The sequence below is a fragment of the Actinosynnema sp. ALI-1.44 genome, assembly GCF_001984155.1.
Lineage (GTDB): Bacteria > Actinomycetota > Actinomycetes > Mycobacteriales > Pseudonocardiaceae > Kibdelosporangium.
On the sequence record NZ_MTQO01000031.1, the window covers coordinates 130232 to 153505 of the forward strand.

18 protein-coding genes, 2 tRNA genes and 1 pseudogene are annotated in these 23274 nt (G+C 68.4%); 10 read left to right on the forward strand and 11 right to left on the reverse strand.

The window, feature by feature from the left end; all coding sequences use genetic code 11:
- Positions 1 to 62: 62 nt before the first annotated feature.
- Positions 63 to 698: an FMN-dependent NADH-azoreductase gene (locus ALI144C_RS52985; RefSeq protein WP_076985964.1), complete on the reverse strand. Its 636-nt coding sequence runs from the start codon at positions 696 to 698 to the stop codon at positions 63 to 65.
- A gap of 73 nt (positions 699 to 771) precedes the next feature.
- Between ALI144C_RS52985 and ALI144C_RS05830 the strand changes: the two genes are divergently transcribed.
- On the forward strand, positions 772 to 1266 hold the full coding sequence (locus ALI144C_RS05830; RefSeq protein ID WP_237774005.1) for a MarR family winged helix-turn-helix transcriptional regulator: 495 nt from the start codon (positions 772 to 774) through the stop codon (positions 1264 to 1266).
- Positions 1263 to 2396 (forward strand): annotated as a pseudogene (locus ALI144C_RS05835) (multidrug effflux MFS transporter); the annotation flags it as partial. The gene ALI144C_RS05830 and the pseudogene ALI144C_RS05835, both read left to right, overlap by 4 nt.
- A 15-nt stretch (positions 2397 to 2411) precedes the next feature.
- On the opposite strand, the gene ALI144C_RS57245 reads toward ALI144C_RS05835, so the two are convergent.
- From ALI144C_RS57245 to ALI144C_RS05855, 4 genes are all read right to left on the reverse strand, one after another.
- The gene (locus tag ALI144C_RS57245; RefSeq protein WP_076985966.1) at positions 2412 to 3011 is read right to left on the reverse strand and encodes a LysE family transporter; all 600 of its coding nucleotides are present in this window, start codon (positions 3009 to 3011) and stop codon (positions 2412 to 2414) included.
- Between the two features lie 415 nt (positions 3012 to 3426).
- Positions 3427 to 3921: a hypothetical protein gene (locus ALI144C_RS58640; RefSeq protein ID WP_330359568.1), complete on the reverse strand. Its 495-nt coding sequence runs from the start codon at positions 3919 to 3921 to the stop codon at positions 3427 to 3429.
- A gap of 605 nt (positions 3922 to 4526) precedes the next feature.
- Positions 4527 to 6722 (reverse strand): GNAT family N-acetyltransferase, encoded by a 2196-nt coding sequence (locus ALI144C_RS05850; protein WP_143230433.1) that lies wholly within the window; start codon positions 6720 to 6722, stop codon positions 4527 to 4529.
- Positions 6723 to 6741: 19 nt separating this feature from the next.
- The gene (locus ALI144C_RS05855; RefSeq protein WP_168211176.1) at positions 6742 to 7470 is read right to left on the reverse strand and encodes a GOLPH3/VPS74 family protein; all 729 of its coding nucleotides are present in this window, start codon (positions 7468 to 7470) and stop codon (positions 6742 to 6744) included.
- A 336-nt stretch (positions 7471 to 7806) separates the two neighbouring features.
- On the opposite strand from ALI144C_RS05855, the gene ALI144C_RS05860 reads away from it, so the two are divergent.
- The 3 genes from ALI144C_RS05860 (at position 7807) to ALI144C_RS05870 (ending at position 11293) form a co-directional block, all read left to right on the forward strand.
- The gene (locus ALI144C_RS05860; RefSeq protein ID WP_076985969.1) at positions 7807 to 8010 is read left to right on the forward strand and encodes a hypothetical protein; all 204 of its coding nucleotides are present in this window, start codon (positions 7807 to 7809) and stop codon (positions 8008 to 8010) included.
- 34 nt (positions 8011 to 8044) lie between these two features.
- The gene (locus ALI144C_RS05865; protein ID WP_076985970.1) at positions 8045 to 10009 is read left to right on the forward strand and encodes an SDR family oxidoreductase; all 1965 of its coding nucleotides are present in this window, start codon (positions 8045 to 8047) and stop codon (positions 10007 to 10009) included.
- A 69-nt stretch (positions 10010 to 10078) separates the two neighbouring features.
- On the forward strand, positions 10079 to 11293 hold the full coding sequence (locus ALI144C_RS05870) for a cytochrome P450 (RefSeq protein ID WP_076985971.1): 1215 nt from the start codon (positions 10079 to 10081) through the stop codon (positions 11291 to 11293).
- On the opposite strand, the gene ALI144C_RS05875 is transcribed toward ALI144C_RS05870, so the two are convergent.
- A complete protein-coding gene (locus ALI144C_RS05875) occupies positions 11258 to 14242 on the reverse strand; it encodes an AfsR/SARP family transcriptional regulator (RefSeq protein WP_076985972.1) in 2985 nt (994 codons plus the stop codon). The two genes, ALI144C_RS05870 and ALI144C_RS05875, sit on opposite strands and share 36 nt — an antisense overlap.
- A gap of 9 nt (positions 14243 to 14251) precedes the next feature.
- Positions 14252 to 15760 (reverse strand): helicase HerA-like domain-containing protein, encoded by a 1509-nt coding sequence (locus tag ALI144C_RS05880; protein WP_076985973.1) that lies wholly within the window; start codon positions 15758 to 15760, stop codon positions 14252 to 14254.
- Positions 15761 to 15837: 77 nt separating this feature from the next.
- On the opposite strand from ALI144C_RS05880, the gene orn reads away from it, so the two are divergent.
- Together orn and ALI144C_RS05890 are read left to right on the forward strand one after the other, a co-directional pair.
- Positions 15838 to 16443 carry an oligoribonuclease gene (gene orn / locus ALI144C_RS05885; protein WP_076985974.1) on the forward strand — a complete coding sequence of 202 codons (606 nt, stop codon included), beginning with the start codon at positions 15838 to 15840 and terminating at the stop codon, positions 16441 to 16443.
- A 68-nt stretch (positions 16444 to 16511) separates the two neighbouring features.
- Positions 16512 to 16584: transfer RNA gene (locus ALI144C_RS05890), tRNA-His, on the forward strand.
- Positions 16585 to 17238: 654 nt separating this feature from the next.
- Here ALI144C_RS05890 and ALI144C_RS05895 read toward each other — a convergent pair.
- Positions 17239 to 18444, reverse strand: a complete 1206-nt coding sequence (locus ALI144C_RS05895) for a L,D-transpeptidase (RefSeq protein WP_083752761.1) — start codon at positions 18442 to 18444, stop codon at positions 17239 to 17241.
- Between the two features lie 189 nt (positions 18445 to 18633).
- On the opposite strand from ALI144C_RS05895, the gene ALI144C_RS05900 reads away from it, so the two are divergent.
- A tRNA-Lys gene (locus ALI144C_RS05900) sits at positions 18634 to 18706 on the forward strand.
- Positions 18707 to 19156: 450 nt separating this feature from the next.
- Here ALI144C_RS05900 and ALI144C_RS05910 read toward each other — a convergent pair.
- The 3 genes from ALI144C_RS05910 to ALI144C_RS05920 all read right to left on the reverse strand — a co-directional run bounded on the left by ALI144C_RS05910 (position 19157) and on the right by ALI144C_RS05920 (position 21837).
- Positions 19157 to 19630 (reverse strand): hypothetical protein, encoded by a 474-nt coding sequence (locus tag ALI144C_RS05910; protein ID WP_237774006.1) that lies wholly within the window; start codon positions 19628 to 19630, stop codon positions 19157 to 19159.
- A 141-nt stretch (positions 19631 to 19771) separates the two neighbouring features.
- Positions 19772 to 21376: a phytoene desaturase family protein gene (locus ALI144C_RS05915; protein WP_076985975.1), complete on the reverse strand. Its 1605-nt coding sequence runs from the start codon at positions 21374 to 21376 to the stop codon at positions 19772 to 19774.
- Complete coding sequence (locus tag ALI144C_RS05920) at positions 21373 to 21837, reverse strand: SRPBCC family protein (RefSeq protein ID WP_076985976.1); 465 nt, start codon at positions 21835 to 21837, stop codon at positions 21373 to 21375. The genes ALI144C_RS05915 and ALI144C_RS05920 overlap by 4 nt, the downstream gene beginning before the upstream one ends.
- Before the next feature lie 167 nt (positions 21838 to 22004).
- Between ALI144C_RS05920 and ALI144C_RS05925 the strand changes: the two genes are divergently transcribed.
- Both ALI144C_RS05925 and ALI144C_RS05930 read left to right on the forward strand, forming a co-directional pair.
- Positions 22005 to 22364, forward strand: a complete 360-nt coding sequence (locus tag ALI144C_RS05925) for a hypothetical protein (RefSeq protein WP_076985977.1) — start codon at positions 22005 to 22007, stop codon at positions 22362 to 22364.
- A 44-nt stretch (positions 22365 to 22408) separates the two neighbouring features.
- Positions 22409 to 23260, forward strand: a complete 852-nt coding sequence (locus ALI144C_RS05930) for a MerR family transcriptional regulator (protein ID WP_076985978.1) — start codon at positions 22409 to 22411, stop codon at positions 23258 to 23260.
- Positions 23261 to 23274: the final 14 nt, after the last annotated feature.

The window sequence follows — 23274 nt, forward strand, 5'->3', positions numbered from 1 at the left end:
ATGCAAGCAGGTTCACACAGATGAGGGGGCGTGTCAGCCTACTTTCGGCCGATTCACGCGATTCATGACACCGTCGCGAGCTCGTGCACCGTCTTGTACGCCCGCTCCTGGGACTCGTCGGCGATGTGCTGGAACTGCCTGAGCTGCTCGACGACGTACGCGAGCGTCATCTCGGCCTGCACGAACGTGACGTCCTCGGCGAGCCCGAGGTGCTCGAAGTACTGCCTGAGCAGCGGCTGCTGGTGGTCCCAGCCCTCCTTGGGCGTGCCGGGCGCGTACGAGCCGCCCTGGGTGGACACCACGAAGAACTTGGTCCCGACCAGCGGACCGTCGCTGGTGTCGGCACGCAGTTCGGGGACGAGGAGGTGGTCGAGCCACGACTTGATCGTCGACGGGAACGTGTAGTTGTACATCGGCACGCCCATCACCACGACGTCCGCCGCCAGCACCTCGTCGCGCAGCGGCTTGAACTTGTCGTACTCCGCGCGCATCTCCGGGCTGCGCAACTCGGCGGGCGTGTTGGCCGCCGCGAAGTAGAGGCCCGTCACGTGCGAGACCGGCGCCTGGGCGAAGTCGCGGTAGACGTACCCGCCTTCCGGGTTGGCCACCTTCCACGATTCGACGAACGCGGCCGTCAACGCGCGGGAGTGGGACTGCTCGCCCTGGATGCTCGAGTCGATGTGGAGCAAGTTGGTCATGACAAGAAGATACGAAGCGAGATGTTCCGAGTCAAGAACATCTCGTGTCGTAGCCATCACGTAAACTCCAGCTGTGGACGAGAGCGTCAAAACGGCCGAGGCGATCACCCAGCAGTGCCTCCAGCACTTCGACGTGAACTGGCTGCTCAGTCGAGCGGCGCACGGGCTGCGTGAGGCCATGGACGCCGAGGCGATGGCGCACGGCACATCCATCCGCGGCCACATCGTGCTGACCGCGCTCGTCCAGAACTCGCACCCGGACGCCCGCCCGTACAGCCAGCTCGCGCTGGGCCACGCGCTGGGCGTCGACAAGACGACCATGACCGCGCTGCTGGACAAGCTGGAGCGCCAGGGCCTCGTCGTGCGCACACCGGACCCCAACGACCGCCGCGCCCGGATCCCGGTGCCCACCGAGGCGGGCCGTGAGCTGCAGGCGAAGCTCTACCACCAGCTGATCGCGGTGGAGGACCGTGTCCTGGCCGACCTGACGCCGGCCGAGCGCGACGTGCTGCGGTCCTTGCTCCGCCGGATCATCTCGATGGGACCGGTCGAAGGTTCGTGCGTGTGAGCAGGCGCAACACCCTCCGCTTCACGCTGATACTCGGAGCGCTGTCGGGGTTCGCCCCGTTGTCGATCGACATGTACCTGCCGGGATTCCCGGCGATGACCGAGCAACTCGGCGCGTCCGCGTCGCAGATCCAGCTCACGCTGACCGCGTTCGTGGTCAGCCTGGGGCTCGGCCAGGCGATCGCCGGTCCGCTGTCGGACTCGTTCGGGCGGCGGCGGCCGTTGATCGTCGGCCTCGTGCTCTACGCGGTCGCCTCGGTCGCGTGCGCGTTCGCCCCGTCGGCGTACACGCTGGTCGTGTTCCGGTTCGTCCAGGGCCTCGGCGCGGCCGCCGGGATCGTGATCGCGCGCGCCGCAGTCCGCGACCTGTTCTCCGGGGTCGCCCTCGCCCGGTTCTTCTCGACGTTGATGCTCGTCACCGGCCTCGCGCCGATCCTAGCACCGGTGATCGGCGGCGAGGTGCTGCGGTTCACCTCGTGGCGCGGGATCTTCGTCGTGCTGTCGGTGTTCGGCGCGGTCCTGCTGCTGGCGACCGTGCTCGGCCTGCCGGAGACGCTCGCGGACGAACGCCGCGGGCCCGCGCGGGTCGGCGCGGCGATGCGCTCGTACGGCGCGCTGCTGCGCGACCGGATCTTCCTCGGGTACGCCCTGACCTCCGCGCTGCTGTTCGCCGCGCTGTTCGCGTACATCTCCGGCTCGCCCTTCGTGCTGCAGGAACTCTACGGGCTGACGCCGCAGCAGTTCGGCTGGGTGTTCGGCGTCAACTCGGTCGGGATCATGATCGCCGGTCAGCTCAACAGCCTGCTGCTGCGCTGGTCGCGGCCGCGCGTGCTGATCGCCGCCGGACTGGCCGTCGGCCTCGCCGGTGGTGCCGGGCTGGTCGTCGCGATAGCGCTCAACGCGGGTCTCCTCGTGGTCCTGGTGCCGATGTTCGTGATCGTGTCCAGCGTCGGGATCGTGATGCCGAACGCCGCCGCGCTCGGGTTGGCCGACCAGGCGGACAACGCCGGTGCGGCGTCCGCGCTGATCGGCATCACCCAGTTCATCATCGGCGGCCTGCTGGCCCCGTTGGCCGGGCACGGCGCGCTGGCGATGGCCGTGCTGATGGCCTCAGTCGCCTTGGCCGCGGTGGTGGCCTATGCCGGGCTAACCCGTCACAAGGCGCACCGCGAGGGCGACGATCACCACGCTGGACACGACAGCCGTGATCATCCGGCCTCGTTGCCCGGTCAGGACACGACCGACGAGGCTCCCGCCACAGGCGAGCAGCAGTTGCCAGCTCGCTGACGCCAGCAGGGCGCCGAACACGAACACGAGGCCGTGCACCAGATCGGGCACGACATCGGCACGCATCCCGAGTACTAGCGCTCCGAAGTAGACGATGGTCGCCGGGTTGAGGATGGTCAGCCCGAGCAGTCCGAAGTAGGCACTGCGCGCGGTGACTTCCTTGTCTCGGCGTTGTTTTCGTGCGTCGAACACGGTCTTGACCGCCAACGTGACGAGGACGACCACGGCGGCCCACCGCATGGGTCCCGCGACCGGTTCGATCAACCGGGCGATCGCCGCTCCACCGAGAACGGCGGCGAGGGCGTACGCCCCGTCCGCCGTGGCGACTCCCAGTGCCGCGGCCGCGCCAACGCGCAAGGAGGTTCTCGCGGTGAGGCCGATGAGCAACGCACCGATCGCCCCGACGGGGATCGCGACGCCATAACCAGCGATGACCCCCGCGAGGAACGCGCCGCTCATGACGCGACCGAGTCGTACCCCCAGATCGCGCGCTGCTGTCGACGTGCTCCCGTCGCCGCGGCGACAGGACACTTTCGAGTCAGCTTCTTCTCCATACCCGAGACGGTAGCGGCGACCCACAACCGAATAACCGACGGTAACCGGGCAATCACGGAAATTTCAGGCGAGGCCTTGAGTTCCGCGCCCCGGCGGACGGGATAGTAGGCCCCAGCCGCCCTATGTATGGAAAGTTTCCTAATAAAGAAGACCCGATGCGGAAGCTTCTTCTGCTAGCAACTCGGCGGCGGCGAGCGTCGGCGAGTCGCGCGCCAACCAGTTCGTCTCCGCCAAACAACCACCGCCCGCCGTGCAACCAATGTGGCCTTCGTAGCGTTTTTGGCTACGAAGGCCACATTGGTTGCACCCCCCACACGGGTCAGCGGTGAGTGAGAGTCGGGCGTGGTCGGGCTTTGGCGACCCGGTAGGCGGCCTTCAGGTCGTTGACAACACTTTCCGGGTCGGACCGCAACGACGACGGGAGCGTCTGTACAACAACGACGCCAGCAGCCGCGTACCTATTGTTTCGTCGCAGAGTGGAAGCATAGCCCTGCGATGTGAAGTGGAATTCCTTCGAGTCGATCTCCCACGCCAACCCGACATCATCGAACCACGCGTCCGGGCGAGCGACAACGCGCCCGTCCGCGGTCAGGATGTCGACGTTCCACCGGCACTCCGGCAAGCCGGACCGCTTCCACAGCCGCCACGCCATTCCCTCAGCAGCGGACCTCACTCCGCCATCGATCTCGGCAAGAACACGTCGCGGCACTGCGGAACCTCGATCGCTACCTTCTTCGAGTTCCGCGATCAACTGGGACGGACTGCTGAAGCCGCGCTGCACAGTCTCGGCCAGCAGCGCACGCACCTCATCCACGTTCCTCAGCCGACGAGCCGCATCCAATACAGCACGGGTGACAGGTGCCAACGGAACACCGCTTCGGACAACGGGGCCAGGAAACCGAGTCGTGCGCTCCACTACAACGAAGCCCGCACTGGTTATCTCTCGCGTGTGCGGAACGAGGACATGCACCCAGTCTGGTTCCGGGAGGCGCATCAAGCCATGCAATCGCGCGGCCCACAGCCCGGTGATCAGCGTGGGTCGCCCGCCGCGGAGCAATGCCGCCTCAATACGCTGCCGATCGCTGGGGTCCGCGTTGGTGAGCAGTATGATCCCCGGCAGAAGTCGACGCCACGGCCCACCCGGCCGACATCGGCGGTAGATGCCGCTCCTGGACATGCCAGAGCTTTCCAACGCGCTCGCTCGAACGACCTGACCATCGTCGGCACATGCTCCTCTCGTCACGACTTCGATCATGCACCGCGCCCATCGCGACGCCAACAAAAGTCGACGACTTGTTCGTACCAACGGCCCATTCATACGGTCGCAACTTGCAACCACCCCCTGTTGCCGTGCAACCAATGTGGCCTTTGTTGCGTTTTTGGCTACGAAGGCCACATTGGTTGCCAAACTCGGGGGGGTTAGAGGCCACGGTGGACGGATGCGGGTCGCCACATCGGGTACAGCTTGGGGCCGTTGTCCGGCAGTGCGATCGGGTTGCCCATCGGCTGGAAGCCGAGGTGGACGTAGAGCGCCAGGTTGCGCCGGTTGGTCGCTTCGAGGTACGCGGGCACGTTCGCGATGTCCAACTCGCGCAACCGGTGTTGTATCAAGGACGTCCCGATCCCGCGCCCCTGCAGGTCCGGCAGCACCGCCGCGAACGCGAGGTAATGGTGGGGCGTCGTGGGATGCGCGTTCGCCACCGCGTGGTTCAACGCGTGGAACCGCGGCGCGTAGGGCCCGCACGTCAGGTCGACGCGCTGGTCGATGTCCCGGGGCGCCGCGTTGGGCGGACCGAACATGGCCGGGTACCACACCGAGACGCCGGACAGCTCTCCCCCGGCGAACACCTCGCCGACGCCGAGCGCGTGCTCGACGAGCATCGCCCAGTACGCCGGGTAGATCCGGCGGCGGTCCTCCGGGTCGGGCACCAGCCACTTGGCGATGTCGCCCGTGCCGAAGGCTTCGCTGAGCACTGTGGCCACCGGGCCGACCGGGTGGTCGCCGCCGACCCGGAACACCTCGTGCCTGACCGGCGCGGAGGCCAGCCCCGGACTGGTCAGCAGCGGCAGCACTCCGGAGGAGTCCGTGCGCTTGGGCAGGTCCTGGCTGGCCCGGCCGATCACGCTGTTGGCGCCGAGGCCGATCGCGGCGTACACCCTCGGCCGTGCCGACCGCAGGTACGCCCCCCACAGGATCCCGGCCAGCCCGAACACGGCGAACGACGACGGCAGGATCCACACCGCCGGGTGCCCCGCGGGCAGACTGAGCAATGTGGAGTACTGGTCCAGCGTCAGGTACAGCACCACCAGCAGGAGCACGGCGGCGATGGCGGGTGAGACGTACTTGCGCCAGGCGTTCTCGTCGATGTCCTTGCGCTGGGCGAAGTAGCCGACGACCGAGATCGACGTCAGCGCCATCAGGATGATCACGCCGAGGCCGCCGTAGGTCGTGCCGATGTACATCAGGTCGATCAACGGGTCCAGCCCGGCGATGGCGAAGACCAGGATCACCACGACCGCCAACGCGCTCTGGACCAGCGAACCGACGTACGGCGATCCGGTGCGGCGGTTGGTCGAACCGAGGCCTGCGGGCAGCACCCGCTCACGGCCCAGCGCGAACAGGTACCGCGCGACGGTGTTGTGGAAGCTGACCAGGGCGGCGAACAGGCTCGTCACGATCAGGATCCGGCCGATGTCCACGATCCACCGGCCGAGGAAGCCCGCGTTGAAGTTGAAGATCAGGTCGGCCTGCTGGTCGGCCGCCGCGCCGACGATCTTGCCGGGGCCGATGGCGACGGTCAGCGCCCACGCCGAGATCGCGTACAGCACGCCGACGAACGCCACCGCGATGTAAGTCGCTTGTGCCACAGTGCGTTTCGGGTCGCGGCTCTCCTCGGCGTACACCGCGCCGCCCTCGAAACCGACGAAGCCGGTCACGGCCGTCACCAGCAACGCGCCGACGCCGGTGGTGATCAGGTTCGACGGGGACAGCGCGTCGAACGCGACCGTGCCGTCGGCCGGGTTGGTCAGCTCGACCACGTTGAACACCAGCATGATCAGGCATTCCGCGGTCAGCAGCACCGCGAGTACCTTGCTGTTGAAGTCGATCCGCATCACGCCGAGGAGCGCGATCACCAGCCACGCCATCAGGGCGAGCGCCCACCACGCCACGTCCCAGCCGAACCAGGCTTTCAGGTGCCCGGCGAGGACCGCGCCGAACCCGCCGTACAAGCCGACCTGCATCGCGTTGTACGCCACGACCGCGACGAACGACGCGCCGACGCCGGGCACGCGGCCGAGGCCTTGCGCCACGTACGTGTAGAAGGCTCCCGCATTCGTGATGTGCCTTGACATCGCGACGTAGCCGACCGCGAACACGCCCAGTACCACCGCGATCGCCGCGTACGCGATAGGAATACCGATGGTCTTGGTGTTGGCGAACGTCAGCACAGCGCCGCTGCCGATCACCGTCAGCGGTGCCGCGGCGGAGACGATGAAGAACACGATCGACGAGACGCCGAGGCGGTTGCGGGCCAGCGCGGACGAGACCCGGCTCGGTCCCACGCGGACCAGCGCCGTCCCCGCGCTGGGCGTACCCAAGCCCTTCTCTGCCAATGTCAGGCTCCTTCGCGGGTTATCGGCGGCGACCGAGGACCGCGTCGCCCACCGCGGCTTCGGTCTGCTTGGTGAGTTCCAGGAGGGGCGCGGGCAACGCACGGCGCATTTCGTCCAGTTGCGAGCGCGCGCGGTGCGGGCCGTGGTACCAGAGCAACGCGCTGAGCAGGCCGGTCGAGTGCGCGAGCGCGGCGAGCGTGACGTCCTGCATCAGCTTGTGGTCGATGCTGATCTTGGCCAGCTGCATGCCGGGGTGTGGTCTGGCGAGCAGGTCGTGCAGTCGGACTTCGGGGATCAGCGCCTGTTCGGCGTTGACCGCGCGGTAGAGCAACGCGGGCCCGCCCCACCATTTGCGTTGCCGCACCTGGGCGAGGTGCCCGGCGACGTGCAGTCTGCTGCCGACCTTGTCGCGCGCGTCCTGGCTGAGGTACTCCAGCCAGACGCGGATGCTGTGCGGGGGTTCGGTCACGATGTCGCGCAGCATGCTGGCCGCGAGCTGGTCGTTGGGTGGGGACGGGTCGAACACGATCACCCGCCCGTCGGCGACTTCCAGCCTGCGGTCGAGGACGAGTTCGGCGAGCAGCGCCCCGGCGAGGCCGAGTTCCATCCCGGTGTCGTGCAGGCGCGGCACGATGGTGTCCGCGTCGTGGTTGTGGGCTACGAGGAAGAACTCGTCGGCCAGCCGGAGATGTGACGATGAGCTCGGTGCGCGGCCGGTCACCGGTCCGCTTCCGGCGATCTCGGCCACCAGGCCGCCAATGCACTGGTCGCATTGTCACCTGTCGAATGGGCCCGCCGTAGCACCGCAACAGGATGCCATCGACGATCACTTCGATACACGATCGCACAGCACGCATCACCCGAACGGTCGAACCGAACATTGTCGATATACCAAACTGTGCCCATCTGGCAGCCGTATCACCTAGTAGGCTCGGCTGTTCAAGATCGACAACTACGGGATGGAACGGAGCCGGGAAACAATAGTGCGAAAAACCTTCGCGGACGCGTCACGGCGTCGCACGGTGGCCGTCTCACAGGCGGGTAGGGAAGGCGTTGGACAGACAACCGGGGAGGTAAGACGAAGGTGAACACCCGCAAGGAATGGTCGGTGAGCTGCCGCGACATCGCGGGACGGCGACGCGACCTGACGGTGTTCGTCAGCTCGGGACGCGTGGTGTTGGTCTCCCCGCCGGGTGAGACCGCCGTACTCACCCCGCTTGACGTGGGCAGACTGCGCGCGGCACTGCGGGACGCGGTGGTGGACGCGTCGGTGGCACAGGAGCAGTAGAGTTTCCTACTCGTCAGTAGGTATCGTTCCCGTCATGACCGGATACTTCGTGACGGGCGGTACCGGGTTCCTGGGCCGCAGGTTGATCTCGCGGCTGCTCACCCGGCCTGACTGCACCGCGGTGCACGTACTGGTGCGCCCCGGTTCGATCGGCCGGTTCGAATCGCTCGCCCGGGCGTGGGATGCCGGGCGAGTCGTGCCGGTCACCGGCGATCTCACCGGTGACCTGCCGGACCGGCTGCCCGGAATCGATCACGTGGTGCACCTCGGCGCGATCTACGATTTCACCGCGTCCGACGAAGCCAATCAGGTCACGAATGTCGCGGGCACCGCGAACGTGATCGATTTCGCCGCGCGGACCGGCGCGAAATGGCTGCACCACGTTTCGTCGGTTGCTGTCGCGGGCGATCACCGCGGGCGTTTCACCGAGCGTGATTTCGACCTCGGCCAGAACCTCCCATCTCCCTACCATGCGACGAAATTCGCGTCGGAGAAACTGGTCAGGGCGCAGACGGCGGTGCCGTGGCGCGTGTACCGGCCGTCCGCGGTGGTCGGCGACTCGCGGACCGGCGAGATGGACAAGATCGACGGCCCCTACTACTTCCTGCCCGCCATCACCCGGGCCGCCCGGCTGCCCGCGCGCCTGCCCCTGGTCGCCCCGCACCTCGGCTCCACCAACATCGTGCCGGTCGACTACGTGATCGACGCGATGATCCACCTGATGCACCAGGACGCCCCGTCCGGCGCCACCTACCACCTCGGCGCACCGCGCAACCAGACCCTCACGCAGGTCTACAACGCCTTCGCCGGTCCAGCGGGCGCGCCCAAGATCGTCGCCAGCCCCAGGGTGCCCGGTCTGGTCAGGACCGGCCGGGTGACCGCCGCGGTGGCCGGCCGCGTGATCGAGCGGCTTCCCGGCGGCCGGGAGGCCCGCGACGCGGTGCTCACCGAACTCGGCATCCCACCGCAGGTCGTGCCGCACATGTCGTTGAACGCCAAGTTCTCCACGTCGGAAACGGTGTCCGCGTTGGCGGGCAGCGGGATCGAACTGCCACCGCTGGCGTCGTACGCGCCCAGGCTGCTGCGGTACTGGGCCGAGCACCTGGACCCGTACCGGGCGCGCCGCCGGGTCGACCGGTCGGATCCGTTGGCCGGACGGCGGATCCTGGTCACCGGCGCGTCGTCCGGGATCGGCCGCTCCACCGCCGTCGCGATCGCCGCACGCGGTGCCCAGGTGTTCCTGGTGGCCCGTCGCGCGGACGAGCTCGAGGCCGTGCGCGCGGAGATCGTGTCGGCCGGTGGTTCGGCGTGGGCGTACCCCTGCGACCTGACCGACTCGGCCGCGGTGTCCGCCTTGGTCAAACAGATCCTCGCCGAGCACGAGTCCGTCGACATGCTCGTCAACAACGCGGGCCGATCGATCCGCCGCTCGGTGCACCTGTCGGTGGACCGCATGCACGACTTCGAGCGCACCATGGCGTTGAACTACTACGCGCCGCTGCGCCTGACCCTCGCCCTGCTGCCGCACATGCGCGAACGCCGGTTCGGGCACGTGGTCACCGTGACCACGATGGGGCTGCAGAGCGACACCCCGCGGTTCGCGGCGTACCTGGCGTCGAAGGCCGCCATCGAGGAGTTCGGCAGGGTCGCCGGCCGGGAGACGCTCGCCGACGGCATCACGTTCAGCTCGGTCCGGATGCCGCTCGTGCGCACCCCGATGATCTCCAAGGCCGCGTACCGCACGATGCCCGCGATGAGCCCGGACCGCGCCGCGCGGATGGTGATCAGCGCGCTGGTCAAGCGACAGGAAGTGGTGACCCGACCGGAAGGCGTGGCGATGGAACTGGCCAGGCTGGTCGCGCCGCGCACGTCCCGGCGGGTGGCGAACATGCTGTACCGGATGATGCCGGAGACCGCGCCGGAAGCCCGGTCCCGGCCGCAGCCGCCGCTGGCATCGGTCGCCGCGACCCTCACACGGCTGGTCTGGCGCAAGCTCTGACCAGCACGGTTTCAGCGCACCGGACCACGCTGAAACCCGGTTGATCCGCTGCGCGGGCACGCTCGCCGCATGACCTCACCGACCGTCACGCCATGGAACGCCAACCCCGCGCACTACTGGATGCACGGCCAACGACCGGACGAACCCGTCGAGTTCGACGAGCGGCTCGGCGGGTGGAACGTGACCGGGTACGCCGAGGCCCACCAGGTCCTCTCCGACCCGCAGACCTTCAACTCCGACGTCTCGCGGTTCTTCCCGACCTACGGCGACCCCGACGACAAGACCACCAAGCTGTTGATGAGCGACAACCTGCTGACCATGGACGGAGTCGCGCACCGCGACCGGCGCAAGCTGGTCAGCAAGGTGTTCACGCCGAAGATCGTCGCCGACATGGAGCCGCGGATCGCCGAACTGGTCAACGACATCGTCGACGGGCTGGTCGACAAGCCCGCGTTCGACTTCGTCGAGGAAGTGGCGTACCCGCTGCCCGTGAGCGTGATCGCCGAGATGCTCGGGGTGCCGATCAGCGACCGCGACCTGTTCGTCTACTGGGCGGACCGGCTGTTCGAGAGCAAGACCATCTTCTACGACACCGAGCCGGGTCAGGACGCGATGGCGGCGTCGCAGGCCGCGATCAAGGACTTCGAGCCGATGATCGGCTACCTCGCCGAGCACGTGGCCGAGCGCAGGAAGCAGCCGCGCGAGGACCTGCTGTCCATGATGGTCGCGTCCGACCTGTCCGACGACGAGGTGATCAGTTTCGGGATCCTGCTGCTCGTCGCCGGGCACGTGACCACGACTCTGCTGCTCGGCAGCACGATCATGTGCCTCGACCGGTACCGGGACGCCGCGGCGGCCGTGCGCGCCGACCGGTCGCTCGTCCCGGCGGCCATCGAGGAGTCGCTGCGGCTGATCAGCCCGGTTCCCGCGGTGGTCCGCGGCACCACTGTGGACACCGAGATCGGCGGCCGTCCGGTCCCGGCCGACCAGATGGTCGTCGTCGCGGTCGGCGCGGTCAACCGCGACCCGCGCCAGTTCCCGAACCCGGACACCTTCGACCTGACCAGGGATCCCAACCCGCACCTGGGTTTCGGGCGCGGTGCGCACTTCTGCCTCGGTGCGCCGCTCGCCCGGCTGGAAGGGCGCGTGGCGGTCAACGTCCTGCTGGACAGGCTCGGCGACCTGCGCACGGACCCCGCCGACCCGCCGGTGTTCCACCCGTCGATCGAGATGGGCGGCGCCCGCAAGCTACCGGTCAAGCAGTCGCAGCGCGACAACTCGTAGCGCGTCGAGGCTCAGGGTGGCGTACTCCGCCGTCGCTTCGGCGTACGCCACCTTGTCGGCCCGCTCGGCAGCCGCGCGGGCCTTCGCGGGCGACATGGTCGGCTGGAACTCGCGAACGAACCGCAACCGCTCCGCCACGGCGATCATCCGCGCGGCCCGTGCCGGTGCGCGGTCGATCTCGGTCATCGCGACGGCCAGCAGCAACGCGCCGGTGACCGAGGATTCACGCAGGAACGGCGAAGGACGGACCGTCGGGTGCCTCAACAGCCACGCCGCCCGGTCCGGCAAGCGCTTGGCCAGGTCCGCGACCAGATCGACGCGGCCGTGCTGGCTGTGCGCGACCACCACCGCGGCCTGGATCTGGCTCAGCAACGGATCCACCCCGGACGACGCCACCCGGTATTCGGTGCCCTCCCGGGGATCGATCCGGGTGAGGGCACGCCGCCACAGCGCCAGCCCCTTCCCGACCTCGCCGCGGGCCAGCAGGATCTCGGCACGGACACCGATCACGAACGAGCGCTCGGTTCCCCCGTAGTCAGGGCCGTCGTCACAGCTGTCGTCGAGGCCGTCGATCGACCTCAGCCACTGCCGTGCGCTGTCGACGTCTCCGGCGTGCAGCTCGCACAGAATCATCGACAGCCGCACAGCGGCCACATCGTCCGGGAAGATGTCGAGAGCCGCAAGGAAATGCCGCCGCGCTTCATCGGTTTCCCCGACCTGCAGGCAGAGTTCACCGACCCGGATCCGCGAAGCCAGCTGGGCCCACGGCACCGCGTCGGCGACCAGTTCCTGGGCCCGCCGGGCCAGGTCCAGCGCGGTGTGCGGGTCGAGGTCGCTTTCCTTGACGTAGCTGGCGACGAAGTTCGCGCCGGCGCGCACCAGCGGTTCCGGGCTGTCCGGTGTGGTCAGTACGGCACTCAACGCCCGGGGCAACGTGTCCGGCGGCGCGGGCGGCAGCCGGTTGAGAGCGACCAGGCTGCGCAACGCGCGCGGCCCCTGGATCATCATCGTGGTGGTCGCGCACATGGTCACCGCCATCCGGGCCGCCTCAAGGTACTCCGGTTCCGGCCGGTACCGCACGAGCACCCTGGCGATCTCGTCGGCGTGCGCGGATGTCCTGCTGTAGTTGGACTTCAGCAGCCACATGCCGGTCAGCGCCGCCGCCGTGGCCGCGACCGTCGGACCATGGCCGCGCTCGATCCCGTACCGCAGTGCCCTGATCAGGTTGTCCTGCTCGGCGTCGACCCGGAACGCGGGCGCCACCGGGTCGGTGCCGAACACCTCGCCGTGGTGGGCGAGGCCGAAATCCCGGGCCCAGGCAAGGAAACCGTCGACATCCTGCTCGCGAACACCGTCGCACGCGGCGAACTCGCGGACCGTTTCGAGCATGTGGAACCGCACCCCGGTCGGCGCGTCGAGCACCTTGAGCAGGGACTGGTCGACCAGGTGCTCGAGGTGCGCGTCGACACCGACGTGTTCGGCTGCGGCGTACGTGAATCCGCCGGGGAACACCGACAGCGCCCGCATCGCGTGCCGTCCCGCGTCGTCGAGCAGGTTCCAGCTCCAGTCCACCACGGCGCGCAGGGTCCGGTGCCTGTCCGGTGTGTCCCTCGATGCGCTGCGCAGCAACGTGAAGCGGTCGTCGAGCCGGTCGGCGATCTCCCGGACGGACATGACCCGTGTTTTCGCCGCCGCGAGTTCGATCGCCAACGGCAGCCCGTCCAGGTGGACGCACAGCTCCTCGACGACGTCGGCAGGCAGCTCGACACCGGGACGGGCGGCCGTGGCGCGCTGGCGGAACAGCTCGGTGGCCGTGGGCAGCGGCAGTTCGCCGAGCTGGTACACCGATTCCGACGACAGGCCGAGCGGCGCACGGCTGGTGGTCAGGATCCGGATGTCGCTGCCCGCCGAGATCAGCGAACGCGCGAGCGCCGCCGCCGTGTCGATGACGTGCTCGCAGTTGTCCAGCACCAGCAGCGCGTTCAGGCGCTGGTCGCCGAGAACCGCGTCGACCTCGTTGCGGACGTCCTCGTCCGCCGTGACACCGGCGAGCGAAACGAAGTACACATCGCGTTCCACCGCCCTGGCCACCGCGTGCGCGAGCCTGGTCTTGCCCATCCCGCCGGGGCCGACGACCGACGTGATCCGCGACAACTTCACCAACGCCATGACCGCCGCGATGTCCTCGTCCCGGCCGAGCAACGGGTTCGGCTCGTGCACCACATTGCGCCTGACCGCCTCGCCCCGCAGCAGCCACTGGTGCACGGCCCGCAGCGCGGCACCGGGATCCGCGCCGAGCTCGTCACGCAGTTCGCGCCGATACTGCTCGTACGTGGTCAGCGCACGGGCGGGCCCGGCCAACGCGGCCTGCCCCCGGAGCAGTTCGGCGAGCAGTTCCTCGTCTCGCGGGTGCTCCCGGGACAGTCGCTCCAGCGGGTCAGCCGCCTCGGCGTGGCGCCCCAGCCTCGCCAAGGCGAGCGCACGGGTCCGGACAAGCGAGCGATGGGCCATGACGCGATCCAAGCGCAGCAACGACAACGGATCCGTGCCATCGCTCCCGTCACCGTCCCACAGGCCGAGCCCGGCTTCGACCTCGGCCAACGCCTGGTCGTACCGCGCTTCGGCCAGTGCCCGGGCCCCCTCAGCCGCGGCACTCCGGATCGCCTCGGCGTCGACCTCGTCGGCGGCGAGAGCGATCCGGTACCCCGTCGGTGTGCTCGCCACGAAATCCGGGCCGAGCAGGCCCCGCAGCCGGGACACCAGGATGTGCAGCGCCTTGACGGGGTACTCAGGCTGCCCGTCCGGCCAGATCCCGTCGACGAGCGCGTCGACACCCGCGCCTCGGCGCAGGTCGGCTGCCAGCAACGCGAGCAGAGCCCGTAACCGCGGCGCGGTCACCTCCCGGCCCCGGTACGCCACCGTGGACAGCAGCGTCAGCTCGATCGGCACAAAACAACACTACTGACGACGCCGTTTCGCCGTACCGAAAAGACCACGGGTGATCTCCCGGCCGATCACGGTGGCCGCCGACCGCAGGAACGACTTCACCGGCGCGCTCGACAGGACCTTCTCCCACGCTCCCGGCTCCTGCGTCTGCTGCTCGGGAGGCGGCGCCTGCTGCTCGGCCTCCGGCGGCGGAGCGGCGACCTTGGCCGTGAGGATCTCGTACGCGGACTCGCGGTCGATCGTCTCCACGTACTTGGCGTGCAGGTCGCTCGAGCTCGCGGCCTCGCGGATCGCGTCGACACCGATGGTGCCCATCAACGACCGCGGCGCACGCAGCCTCGTCCACGCGACCGGTGTCGGCGCACCGCGCTCACTGAGAACTGTGACGATCGCCTCCCCCGTGCCGAGGGACGTGAGCGCTTTGTCCAGTTCGTAGTGCTTGGTCGTCGGGTAGGTCTTCACCGTCTGCGACAGCGCCTGCTGGTCGTCCGGCGTGAAGGCGCGCAGAGCGTGCTGGATGCGGGCGCCGAGCTGCGACAGCACGGCGTTCGGGATGTCGGTGGGCAGCTGGGTGCAGAAGAACACCCCGACGCCCTTGGAGCGGATCAGCTTCACGGTCTGCTCGATCTGCTCGAGGAAGGCCTTCGAAGCCCCGCCGAACAGCAGGTGCGCCTCGTCGAGCACGAACACCAGCTTGGGTTTCTCCAGGTCACCGGCCTCGGGGAGCTCCTGGAAGAGCTCGGCGAGCAACCACATGAGGAACGTGGAGAACAGCGCGGGCTTGTTCTGCAGCTCGCCAACCTCCAGCAGCGAGACGACCCCCTCCCGCAGCAGGTCGGCCACCTGCAGCTCCGGCTCGCCGAAGAAGTCGTCCCCGCCCTGGGCCTCCAGGTTGGACAACGAGCGCAGGATCACACCCGCCGTGCTCGGCGAGACGCCGCCGAGCTCCTTGAGGTCGGCTTTGCCCTCGTCACTGGTCAGGTGCGAGATGACCGCACGCAGGTCCTTCGAGTCCAACAACGCCAGGCCACGCTTGTCGGCCCAGTGGAAGATCAGGCCGAGTGTCGACTCCTGCGTGTCGTTGAGCCCCAGCACCTTCGACAACAGGATCGGCCCGAAACTCGTGATCGTCGCCCGGATCGGCACACCGGGGCCACCGGTCCCCAGGGACAACGACTGCACCTTGTAAGCCGTCGGCGTCCAGTCGTCCCCGGTCTCCTGAGCGCGCTTGGTGACCTTGTCGTCGGCCTCACCCGCACGGGCGAGTCCGGACAGGTCACCCTTGATGTCGGCGAGAAGGACAGGAACACCCGCACCCGCGCACTGCTCGGCGATGAGCTGCAAGGTCTTCGTCTTGCCGGTACCGGTGGCACCGGCGACGAGACCATGCCGGTTCAACGTCGCCAACGGCAGCTTGACGACAGCGGACGCATCCACCTGGCCATCCACGACAACCGTGCCCAACTCGACCGCCTGGCCCTCGGTCACGTAGCCCGCGGCGATCTCCTGCGTCTTCTCCACGGGGAGAACTTAAATCCGGGACACGCACGTCGCAGCTCGAAGGCCCAGAGCCGACCCCGGAGGATAGGGTTGAGCAGGTGAGTGACCATCTGGTGTGGATCGACTGCGAGATGACCGGGCTCGATCTGCAGAACGACGCACTGATCGAGATCGCCGCGTTGGTGACCGACGCCGAGCTGAACATCCTCGGCGAAGGAGTGGACGTGGTGATCCACACAGGAGACGACCACCTGGCGAACATGCCCGACGTGGTCAGGGAGATGCACGCCAAATCGGGGCTCACCGAAGAAGTGCGCCGCTCGACGGTGACGCTGGCCGACGCGGAGAAGATGGTCCTCGACTACGTGAAAGCCCACGTCCCGGAAGCCCGCAGCGCACCACTGGCGGGCAACTCGATAGCGACCGACCGAGGCTTCATCGCCAGGGACATGAAAGCCCTGGACGGGCACCTGCACTACCGGATGGTGGACGTCTCGTCGATCAAGGAGCTGTGCAGGCGCTGGTACCCGAGGATCTACTACGCACAGCCGGGCAAAGGCCTCGCCCACCGAGCGCTCGCGGACATCAAGGAATCGATCAAAGAGCTCGCGTACTACCGCAGCACAGCCTTCGTCCCCCAGCCAGGCCCCACGAGCGAGGAAGCCCGCGCAGCGGCGGAACGAGTGCTCAACCCCGACACCTGACCCGAATTTCAGCTGCCAAGAACCCCGCGCTAAGCTAACGTCACACCAAGCACCAGCAAGGTGACATGGTGGGTGTAGCTCAGTTGGTAGAGCACCTGGTTGTGGTCCAGGAAGTCGCGGGTTCAAGTCCCGTCACTCACCCTCGTTGGGGCGTCCCGTGGTCGGTTGCTTCGCAACCTTCCCTGGGGCGCTTCGGGCTTTATTTTGGGGGGCCGAGCCCCCCAAGCCCCCCACGGTGCGAGCTCCTCTCGACCCAGCGCTGGGCACGCCACACTTCGACCAGCGTGCGGCTTCGCCGCTTGGAGCGCCGGAGGCGCTCCTCAGCCAGCTCTCGCGCAACCGCAGACCATCGCAACAGCTCGCGCGCAAGTGCAGAGGACGGCCACGCGCCAGCGCAGAGCAACCCGCAACAGCTCGCGCGCAAGCGCAGAGTGGTGCTTCGGGGGTGTCTCCTGCCCGTCGGCCTGGGCGAAGCCAACCACGGGCTGTCAAGAGGTCGGCCTGCACAAAGAGCCCCGGCGATAGCGGTACCGATCCTCTTGATAGACCGTGGTTCCCTGGGGCAGGTCGACGGGCAGGAGACGCCCGCGCCCTGAAACCCCGGGTCATAAAAACATGCGCCGGGAAGAACACGACGCGAAGACCTCCTGCCCCGAGGTCTGCTCCCGGCGAGGGACCATCTTCTCACCCCCGCAGAACCCCGAGCCTCGGTCAGGCAGCACCCAAACAGTGCATGCCAAAAGACGACCCCAAAGAAAAAGCCCCGAGCCGAAACCCGGGGCGAAAGCTGAAGGGCTACTTCTTTCCGCCCTTCTGGTACTCCTCCCACGGGATCTGCCAGTCGCTCAAGCCGTCCCAGGGCTGGAGCTCCTTGCCGCCGGAGTTCTGGACCACGAACAGGTCGCCCTTGTTGCCGATTTCCTGCATCCAGCGGGCGTTCTCCGTGGACATGTTGATGCAGCCGTGGCTGACGTTGCTGCTGCCCTGCTGGCGGACCGACCAGGGCGCCGAGTGGTAGAAGATTCCGCTGTTCGACAGGCGGCTGGCCACGGCGACCTTGGTGCGGTAGCCGCCGGGTGAGTCGGCCGGGACGCCGTAGGTGCCCGAGTCCATGGTGTAGTTCTGCTGCTCGGTCATCACCGTGTAGGTGCCGTTCGGCGTCTCGTGGCGGGGCTTGCCCAGCGAGATCGGGACCGTCTTGACCACCTGGTCGTTCACGCTCACCGTCATCTGCTTCGTCGCCCCGTCGGCGACCGCCACGACCTTGTTGCCGATCGTCACCGCGGACTTCCGGTCCTCCTTGCCGAACAGGCCGGGGCCGAGCGCCTTGCCGTAGACCGCCGCGTTGATCGTGACCTTCGTCCCCGGCTTCCAGTACTCCTTCGGCCGCCAGTGCACCTCGTTGTCGCGGAACCAGTGGAAGGCGCCTTCGGTCGCGGGCTCCGCCGTGATCTTCAGCGCCTTCTCCGCCGCTGCCTTGTCCGGCACGTTGCCGGAGAAGTAGAACGCGATCGGCTGGCCGACGCCCACGGTCTGGCCGTCGGTCGGGTTCAGCGAAACGGTGATCTGCTTGCCCGGCTTCACCGTGGTGAAGGAGGACGTGATGCTCGACGGTTTGCCGTCGGTTCCCGTTCCCGCCGCGTTGACGGTGTAGGACTTGCTGTAGCCGAGCGGCTCGGCCGACTCCCACTTCAGACCGTCCGGTGTCAGCGCACCGGTGACGGCCTTGCCGTCCTGATTGGTCACCGTGACCGTGTTGAGCTTCCCGTCCGCCGCCGTGACCGTGATCGGGTCTCCCGGCGCGACGTTCGCCGCCTTGTCCGCCGGTGTGATCGCGAGCGCGACCGGCTTCGGTTGCGGCGCGGGCGAACCGCCCTGCGTCTGGCCGCCGGACGCCGGCGTGCCCCCTGGTTGCTGCTGCGCGGACGGTTCCCCCGAGGAGCAACTCGCGACCGACAGCACGGCCATCGCTGTGGCCAGCGCCACAATCGATCGTCGCATCAAGACCCCACCCACATAAGTCAGCCCGCCCGATTTTCGATGCCCGGAACCCTCCTCCCCACCCCAGCAAGGGCCCGAACGTACCGATTGTGCCCTCTAGCTGCGGGAGTCGATCAACCGGGGGTCCGATTTCGAGCATCAGCGGACCCCATGCTAAGGTTTTCCTCGTTCGCAGGGGAGACCTTGCGAGCGCCGCTAGCTCAACTGGCAGAGCAGCTGGCTCTTAACCAGCGGGTTCGGGGTTCGAGTCCCTGGCGGCGCACCCCCAGAGCGCAGGTCAACATCCATGTTGACCTGCGCTTTTTGGTGTTCGGCAACACTGCGGTCACCGTCCATGGTGAGCGCCCGCTGGCCCGAAGCAAGCCCAGCGGTCCCGGCCTGGTTCGAGAGATGGTCATCGCCGCCTTCTCAGCGGCATCACGCGCGACCTCGATCAGCACAGTCGTGTACGTGTCACTCGTCACCGTGGCCGACAGGTGCCGGAGCGTCTCCTGCACACCTTTATGTCCACCCCAGCCGCCAACGCCGAAGTCGCGACACCATGGCGCAAGTCATGCAGCCGGATCGGCGGCAGCCCAGCCCGGGCCGCAGGCAACTGAACATGTCCGCAACATCCGCGGGATTCAGTGCATTACCGTCCGACTCAGTGCGCGGGGTCACGCGCAGTTCAAAGCTGAGATCGTGCACATCGCGGGCAGGGTGAACAGTCGCGTTACCGGTTGCCTGGTTCGTCGGGCGTGGCTTCATGCCCCGGCAAGCCCACCGAACGGCGTGCGCGCTTGAGGTCGGCTTCGTACACGTGCGGTAGACCGTCAGTCAGCTCGCGGCTCTGCCGTTCGAAGCGGCGGAACGGGCCGTAGTAGGTCTCCTCGTAGTCCTCGATGACCTGGAAACTCCATCGGCCAGGCAACACGTTCCGGCCGAGCAACTGCTGCGACAACTCGTCGGCCAGCGCCTGGTGACCGGCCTGCTCAAGCAGCTCGATCGCCTTCTCCAGCTTGAAATCGGCGGAGCCGGTCAGTTGGTGGAACGCGTACAGGTGCCCTCGCGCGACTTCCACCGTTTCCAGTGCTTCGGTCAACGCGCCGACAGCCCGCACGGTGCGATCCTCCAGCGCCTCACGCCATGCGCCGCCTTGGAGGCGCGGATCATTGGCGTCGCGTGCGCTACCTGATGTGTCCGTCATGGTTCTGCACTCCCCTCGGCAAACGATCTACTGATGAGATCACCACGTCGCAGAGCCCAGCCGGTTCGCCAGGAAGTACATAGTGGACATTCATGGCGATCTCAACGGGTGTGAGGTCACCACGCCGGGCGACTGGGCTGGTCAGCGTGGTGAGTACAGCGTCCGGTGCAGGGCGCGGATGATCGCGGCGTAGCCCGCGCCGGTCGGCCCGCAGCGGGCGAGGGCCGCTTTGGCGGCGTTGGCTCCCGGGCCGCCGTGTACGGCTCCGCCGGGGTGTGCTGAGGCTCCGGCGAGGTAGAGCCGGTCGATCGGGGTGTCGGCGCGGCCGAGTCCCGGCACTGGGCGGAACACGAGTTGCTGGTGGATGGCCGAGGTGCCGCCGTTGACGGCTCCGTCGACCAGGTTCGGGTTCTGGCGCTCCAGCTCGAGTGGGCCGCCCACATGTCTGCCGATGATCGTGTCGGCGAAGCCGGGGGCGTGCTTCTCCACGACGCGCTGCACTTGATCGGCGATCCGGAGCAGGTCGTCACGGCTCCGGCCACGGCCGTGCGGCACGTGGGTGTACGCCCAGGCGGACTCGGTTCCCGCAGGCGATCGTGTCGGGTCCGCGGTGGACATCTGGCCCAGCAACAGGAACGGGTTGTCCGGCAGCCGGTCCATGGCCAGCGCCGCGCCGGACTCGGCGAGCCCGGTCAGGTCACCGCCCAGATGCACGGTCCCGGCGCCGGAGGCGTCCGGGTTCCGCCACGGAATCGGCCGCGACAGCGCCCAGTCGACCTTGATCGTCGCGTCATCCCAGCGGAAACCCCGTAGCGCCGCGACGAACCTGGCCGGCAGATGCCGCTCACCGACCAGGTCCCGGTACAGCGACGGTGCCGGGACGGTGGCCAGCACCGCCCGCCTGGCCCGGACGAGGTCGCCGTCCTGGACGGCGACTCCCATCGCCCGCCCACCGGCGACCAGCACCCTGGTGACCGGTTGTCCACAGTAGACACGACCGCCGCGCTCGGTGAGTCGCTGGACCAGGGCCGCGGTCAGTGCGCCCGCGCCACCGCGAGGTACGGGAAATCCCTCGTCCTGACCGAGCATGCTGAGCAGCCACCCGAACACCGCGCTGCCCGCTTCACCGGGACCGAGATCGGAATGCAGTGCGTTGCCTGCGAGGAGCAGCCGTGCGCCGTCCCCCGCGAACTGTTCCGCCGCGTAGCCGGTGGCAGGCATCGTGACCATCCTGGCCAGCCTCAGCGACTCGGCCGCGCCCAGAGTGCGCGCCAGTCGGGCCGCCGCGCGCACCGGCGGGAACGGCGTGAACAGCGCGTCCAGCAACTCGCCGCGGATTCGGCGCCAGTCACGCACCTCGGCCCGCCACGCGTCGCCGTCCGCATGAGCGAACGACGCCACAGAGGCCGCGGTGCGATCCAGATCCCGGGACAGCACCACGCAGCGGTCGTCCGGCAACACGTGTGCCAGCACTTCTGGGGCATGCGACCAGTCCAGCCCGTAACGGTCGAGTTCGAGGCCGCGCAGGATCGGTGAGGCCGCGCCCAGCGGGTAGAAGGAGCTGAACAGGTCACTGTGGAAGCCCGTGGCGACGTGCTCAGCCGTGCGCACCGCGCCGCCGGGTTCCTCGCCCGCCTCCAGGACCAGTACCTCCCAACCCGCGTCCGCGAGCAGGTTGGCGGCCACCAGGCCGTTCGGGCCCGCGCCGATCACCACGGCGTCGACCGTCTCCACTGGTGCGATCATGCGAGTGTGCCGCCGGTTGCGGATCGCGCTCGGCCGACGGCGAGATCGGCGAGCCGAGCCAGTGATTCGCGGTTGCGCGGCCGGAGCAGAGCGGCCTGTGCCGCCGTCGGCAGCACGGCCGCCGGACCCCTGGTCAGCACCTCGCTCATCTCCAGTCGACACGCCCGCTCGCCCAGCGGAGTGATCCGGAAGCTGATCACCGCCGCTCCCAGCCACCACAACCGAGCGTCCAGTTCGAGGTAGCGATCGGGCTGGACCGCGCGCACCTGGGTGACGTCGTGGATCTGCACCGGCCAGGCACCGATGCTGTGGTGGATGCTCGTTCCGACGTCCGGCCAGTTCCGGTCCACGTCCCGGATGTGGGAGTTGCCCACCACCCAGCCCGCGTAGGACCAGCCGTCGGACAACACGGCGAACACGTCTGCGGCGGCGGTCGGCACTTCCCTGGCTACAGCGGTCACCGTACCTCCTCGGAAGCTCTGTCGGTCGATGTCAGAGGTTCCCGGTTCGCACCATTTCGAACCTGTCACGACCGTCTCAGTGCGGTGGTCAGGTGAATCGTTTTGTCGTCGTTTCGACCGGGTACACAAGGGGCGCACGTCATGCCATGCGCGATCGAGGAGCCCACATGCCTGTGATGAGTCGTGTTCTCGGCGCGGCGACCGTGGCTTACAGCGCCGCGATCATCGCCCGTCCCGCGTTGCTGGCCAAACCGTGCGGCATGGCGCGTCCCGACGGCGGCGTCGACCCGCGGATCCGGACGTTGATCGGCGCGATCGGGGCCCGGGACACGGCGATCGGGGCGGCGATGATGGTCGTCCCGGCGGGCCGGGCGCTGCACGTGGCGCTGGCCGCCCGAGTCGCCTCGGACCTCGCGGACGCGGTCATGTTCGGGTTGGGGCTGCCGGACCGCGGCGCACGAGCCAAAGTCGTCGGTGTCGCCGCCGGTTGGGCGGTGTTGTGCGCGGCGTCAGCCTTGGCGCCCTGAATCGGCTGCACGACCCACCGTGAACGACCTGGTTGCGCACTGACATGGACCGCACCTCGTCACCGGCTCCGGCCGGTCAAGAACTGACCTGGTCGGCGGGGGCCGTCGCCCGCATGCTGGATGTGCCCGCCTCCACGCTGCGCGGCTGGCACCGCCGCTACCGGATTCCCATCGGCGACACGCCTGCCGGACGCCACCGCCGCTACACCGGCGCCGACGTCACCGCGCTGCTGCGGATGAAACACCTGATCGACCAAGGAGTCTCCGCTCAGTCCGCGGCGCACGCCGCCTTCCGGCCCATGCCCGGCGCCGGGGTGGAGGACCTGCTGGCCGCGGTGTCGCGATTGGACACCGACACCGCGGGCGCGCTGCTGGCAGCCGACATCGCCGCACACGGCGTCGGGCACGCGTGGCACACCTTGTGCTGCCCAGCTCTGAACTTCCTCGGCGGGCCCGAGGCCGACGACATCGACCGCTGCGTCGACCTCGTCCACGTGCTGTCCGACACCATCACCACTGCCCTGCGCCGCGTCCCCATGCCACCCGTTCGAGGCCCTCTCGTGCTGTTGGCGTGCGTCGAGGGCGAACACCACACACTGCCGTTGGAAGCCGTGCGCGCCGCGCTTGCCGCTGAACGCGTTCCCGCACGCCTGCTCGGAGCGTCCCTTCCGAACAGTGCGCTTGTCGACGCCATGGCCCGCACCACCCCGCCGCCCGCCGTGCTGGTGCTGTGGGCGCACCGCCCGTCCGATCCCGACATCGTTTCCACGCTCACCACGCCGGACACACGGCTCGTACTCACCGGTCCCGGCTGGCCCACGCCGCACACCCGATCCCTACCCGAGACCGTCACCCTGATCACCCGCCACACCGCCGCATCGAGCGCCTCACCCTAAGGACGTGATCATGC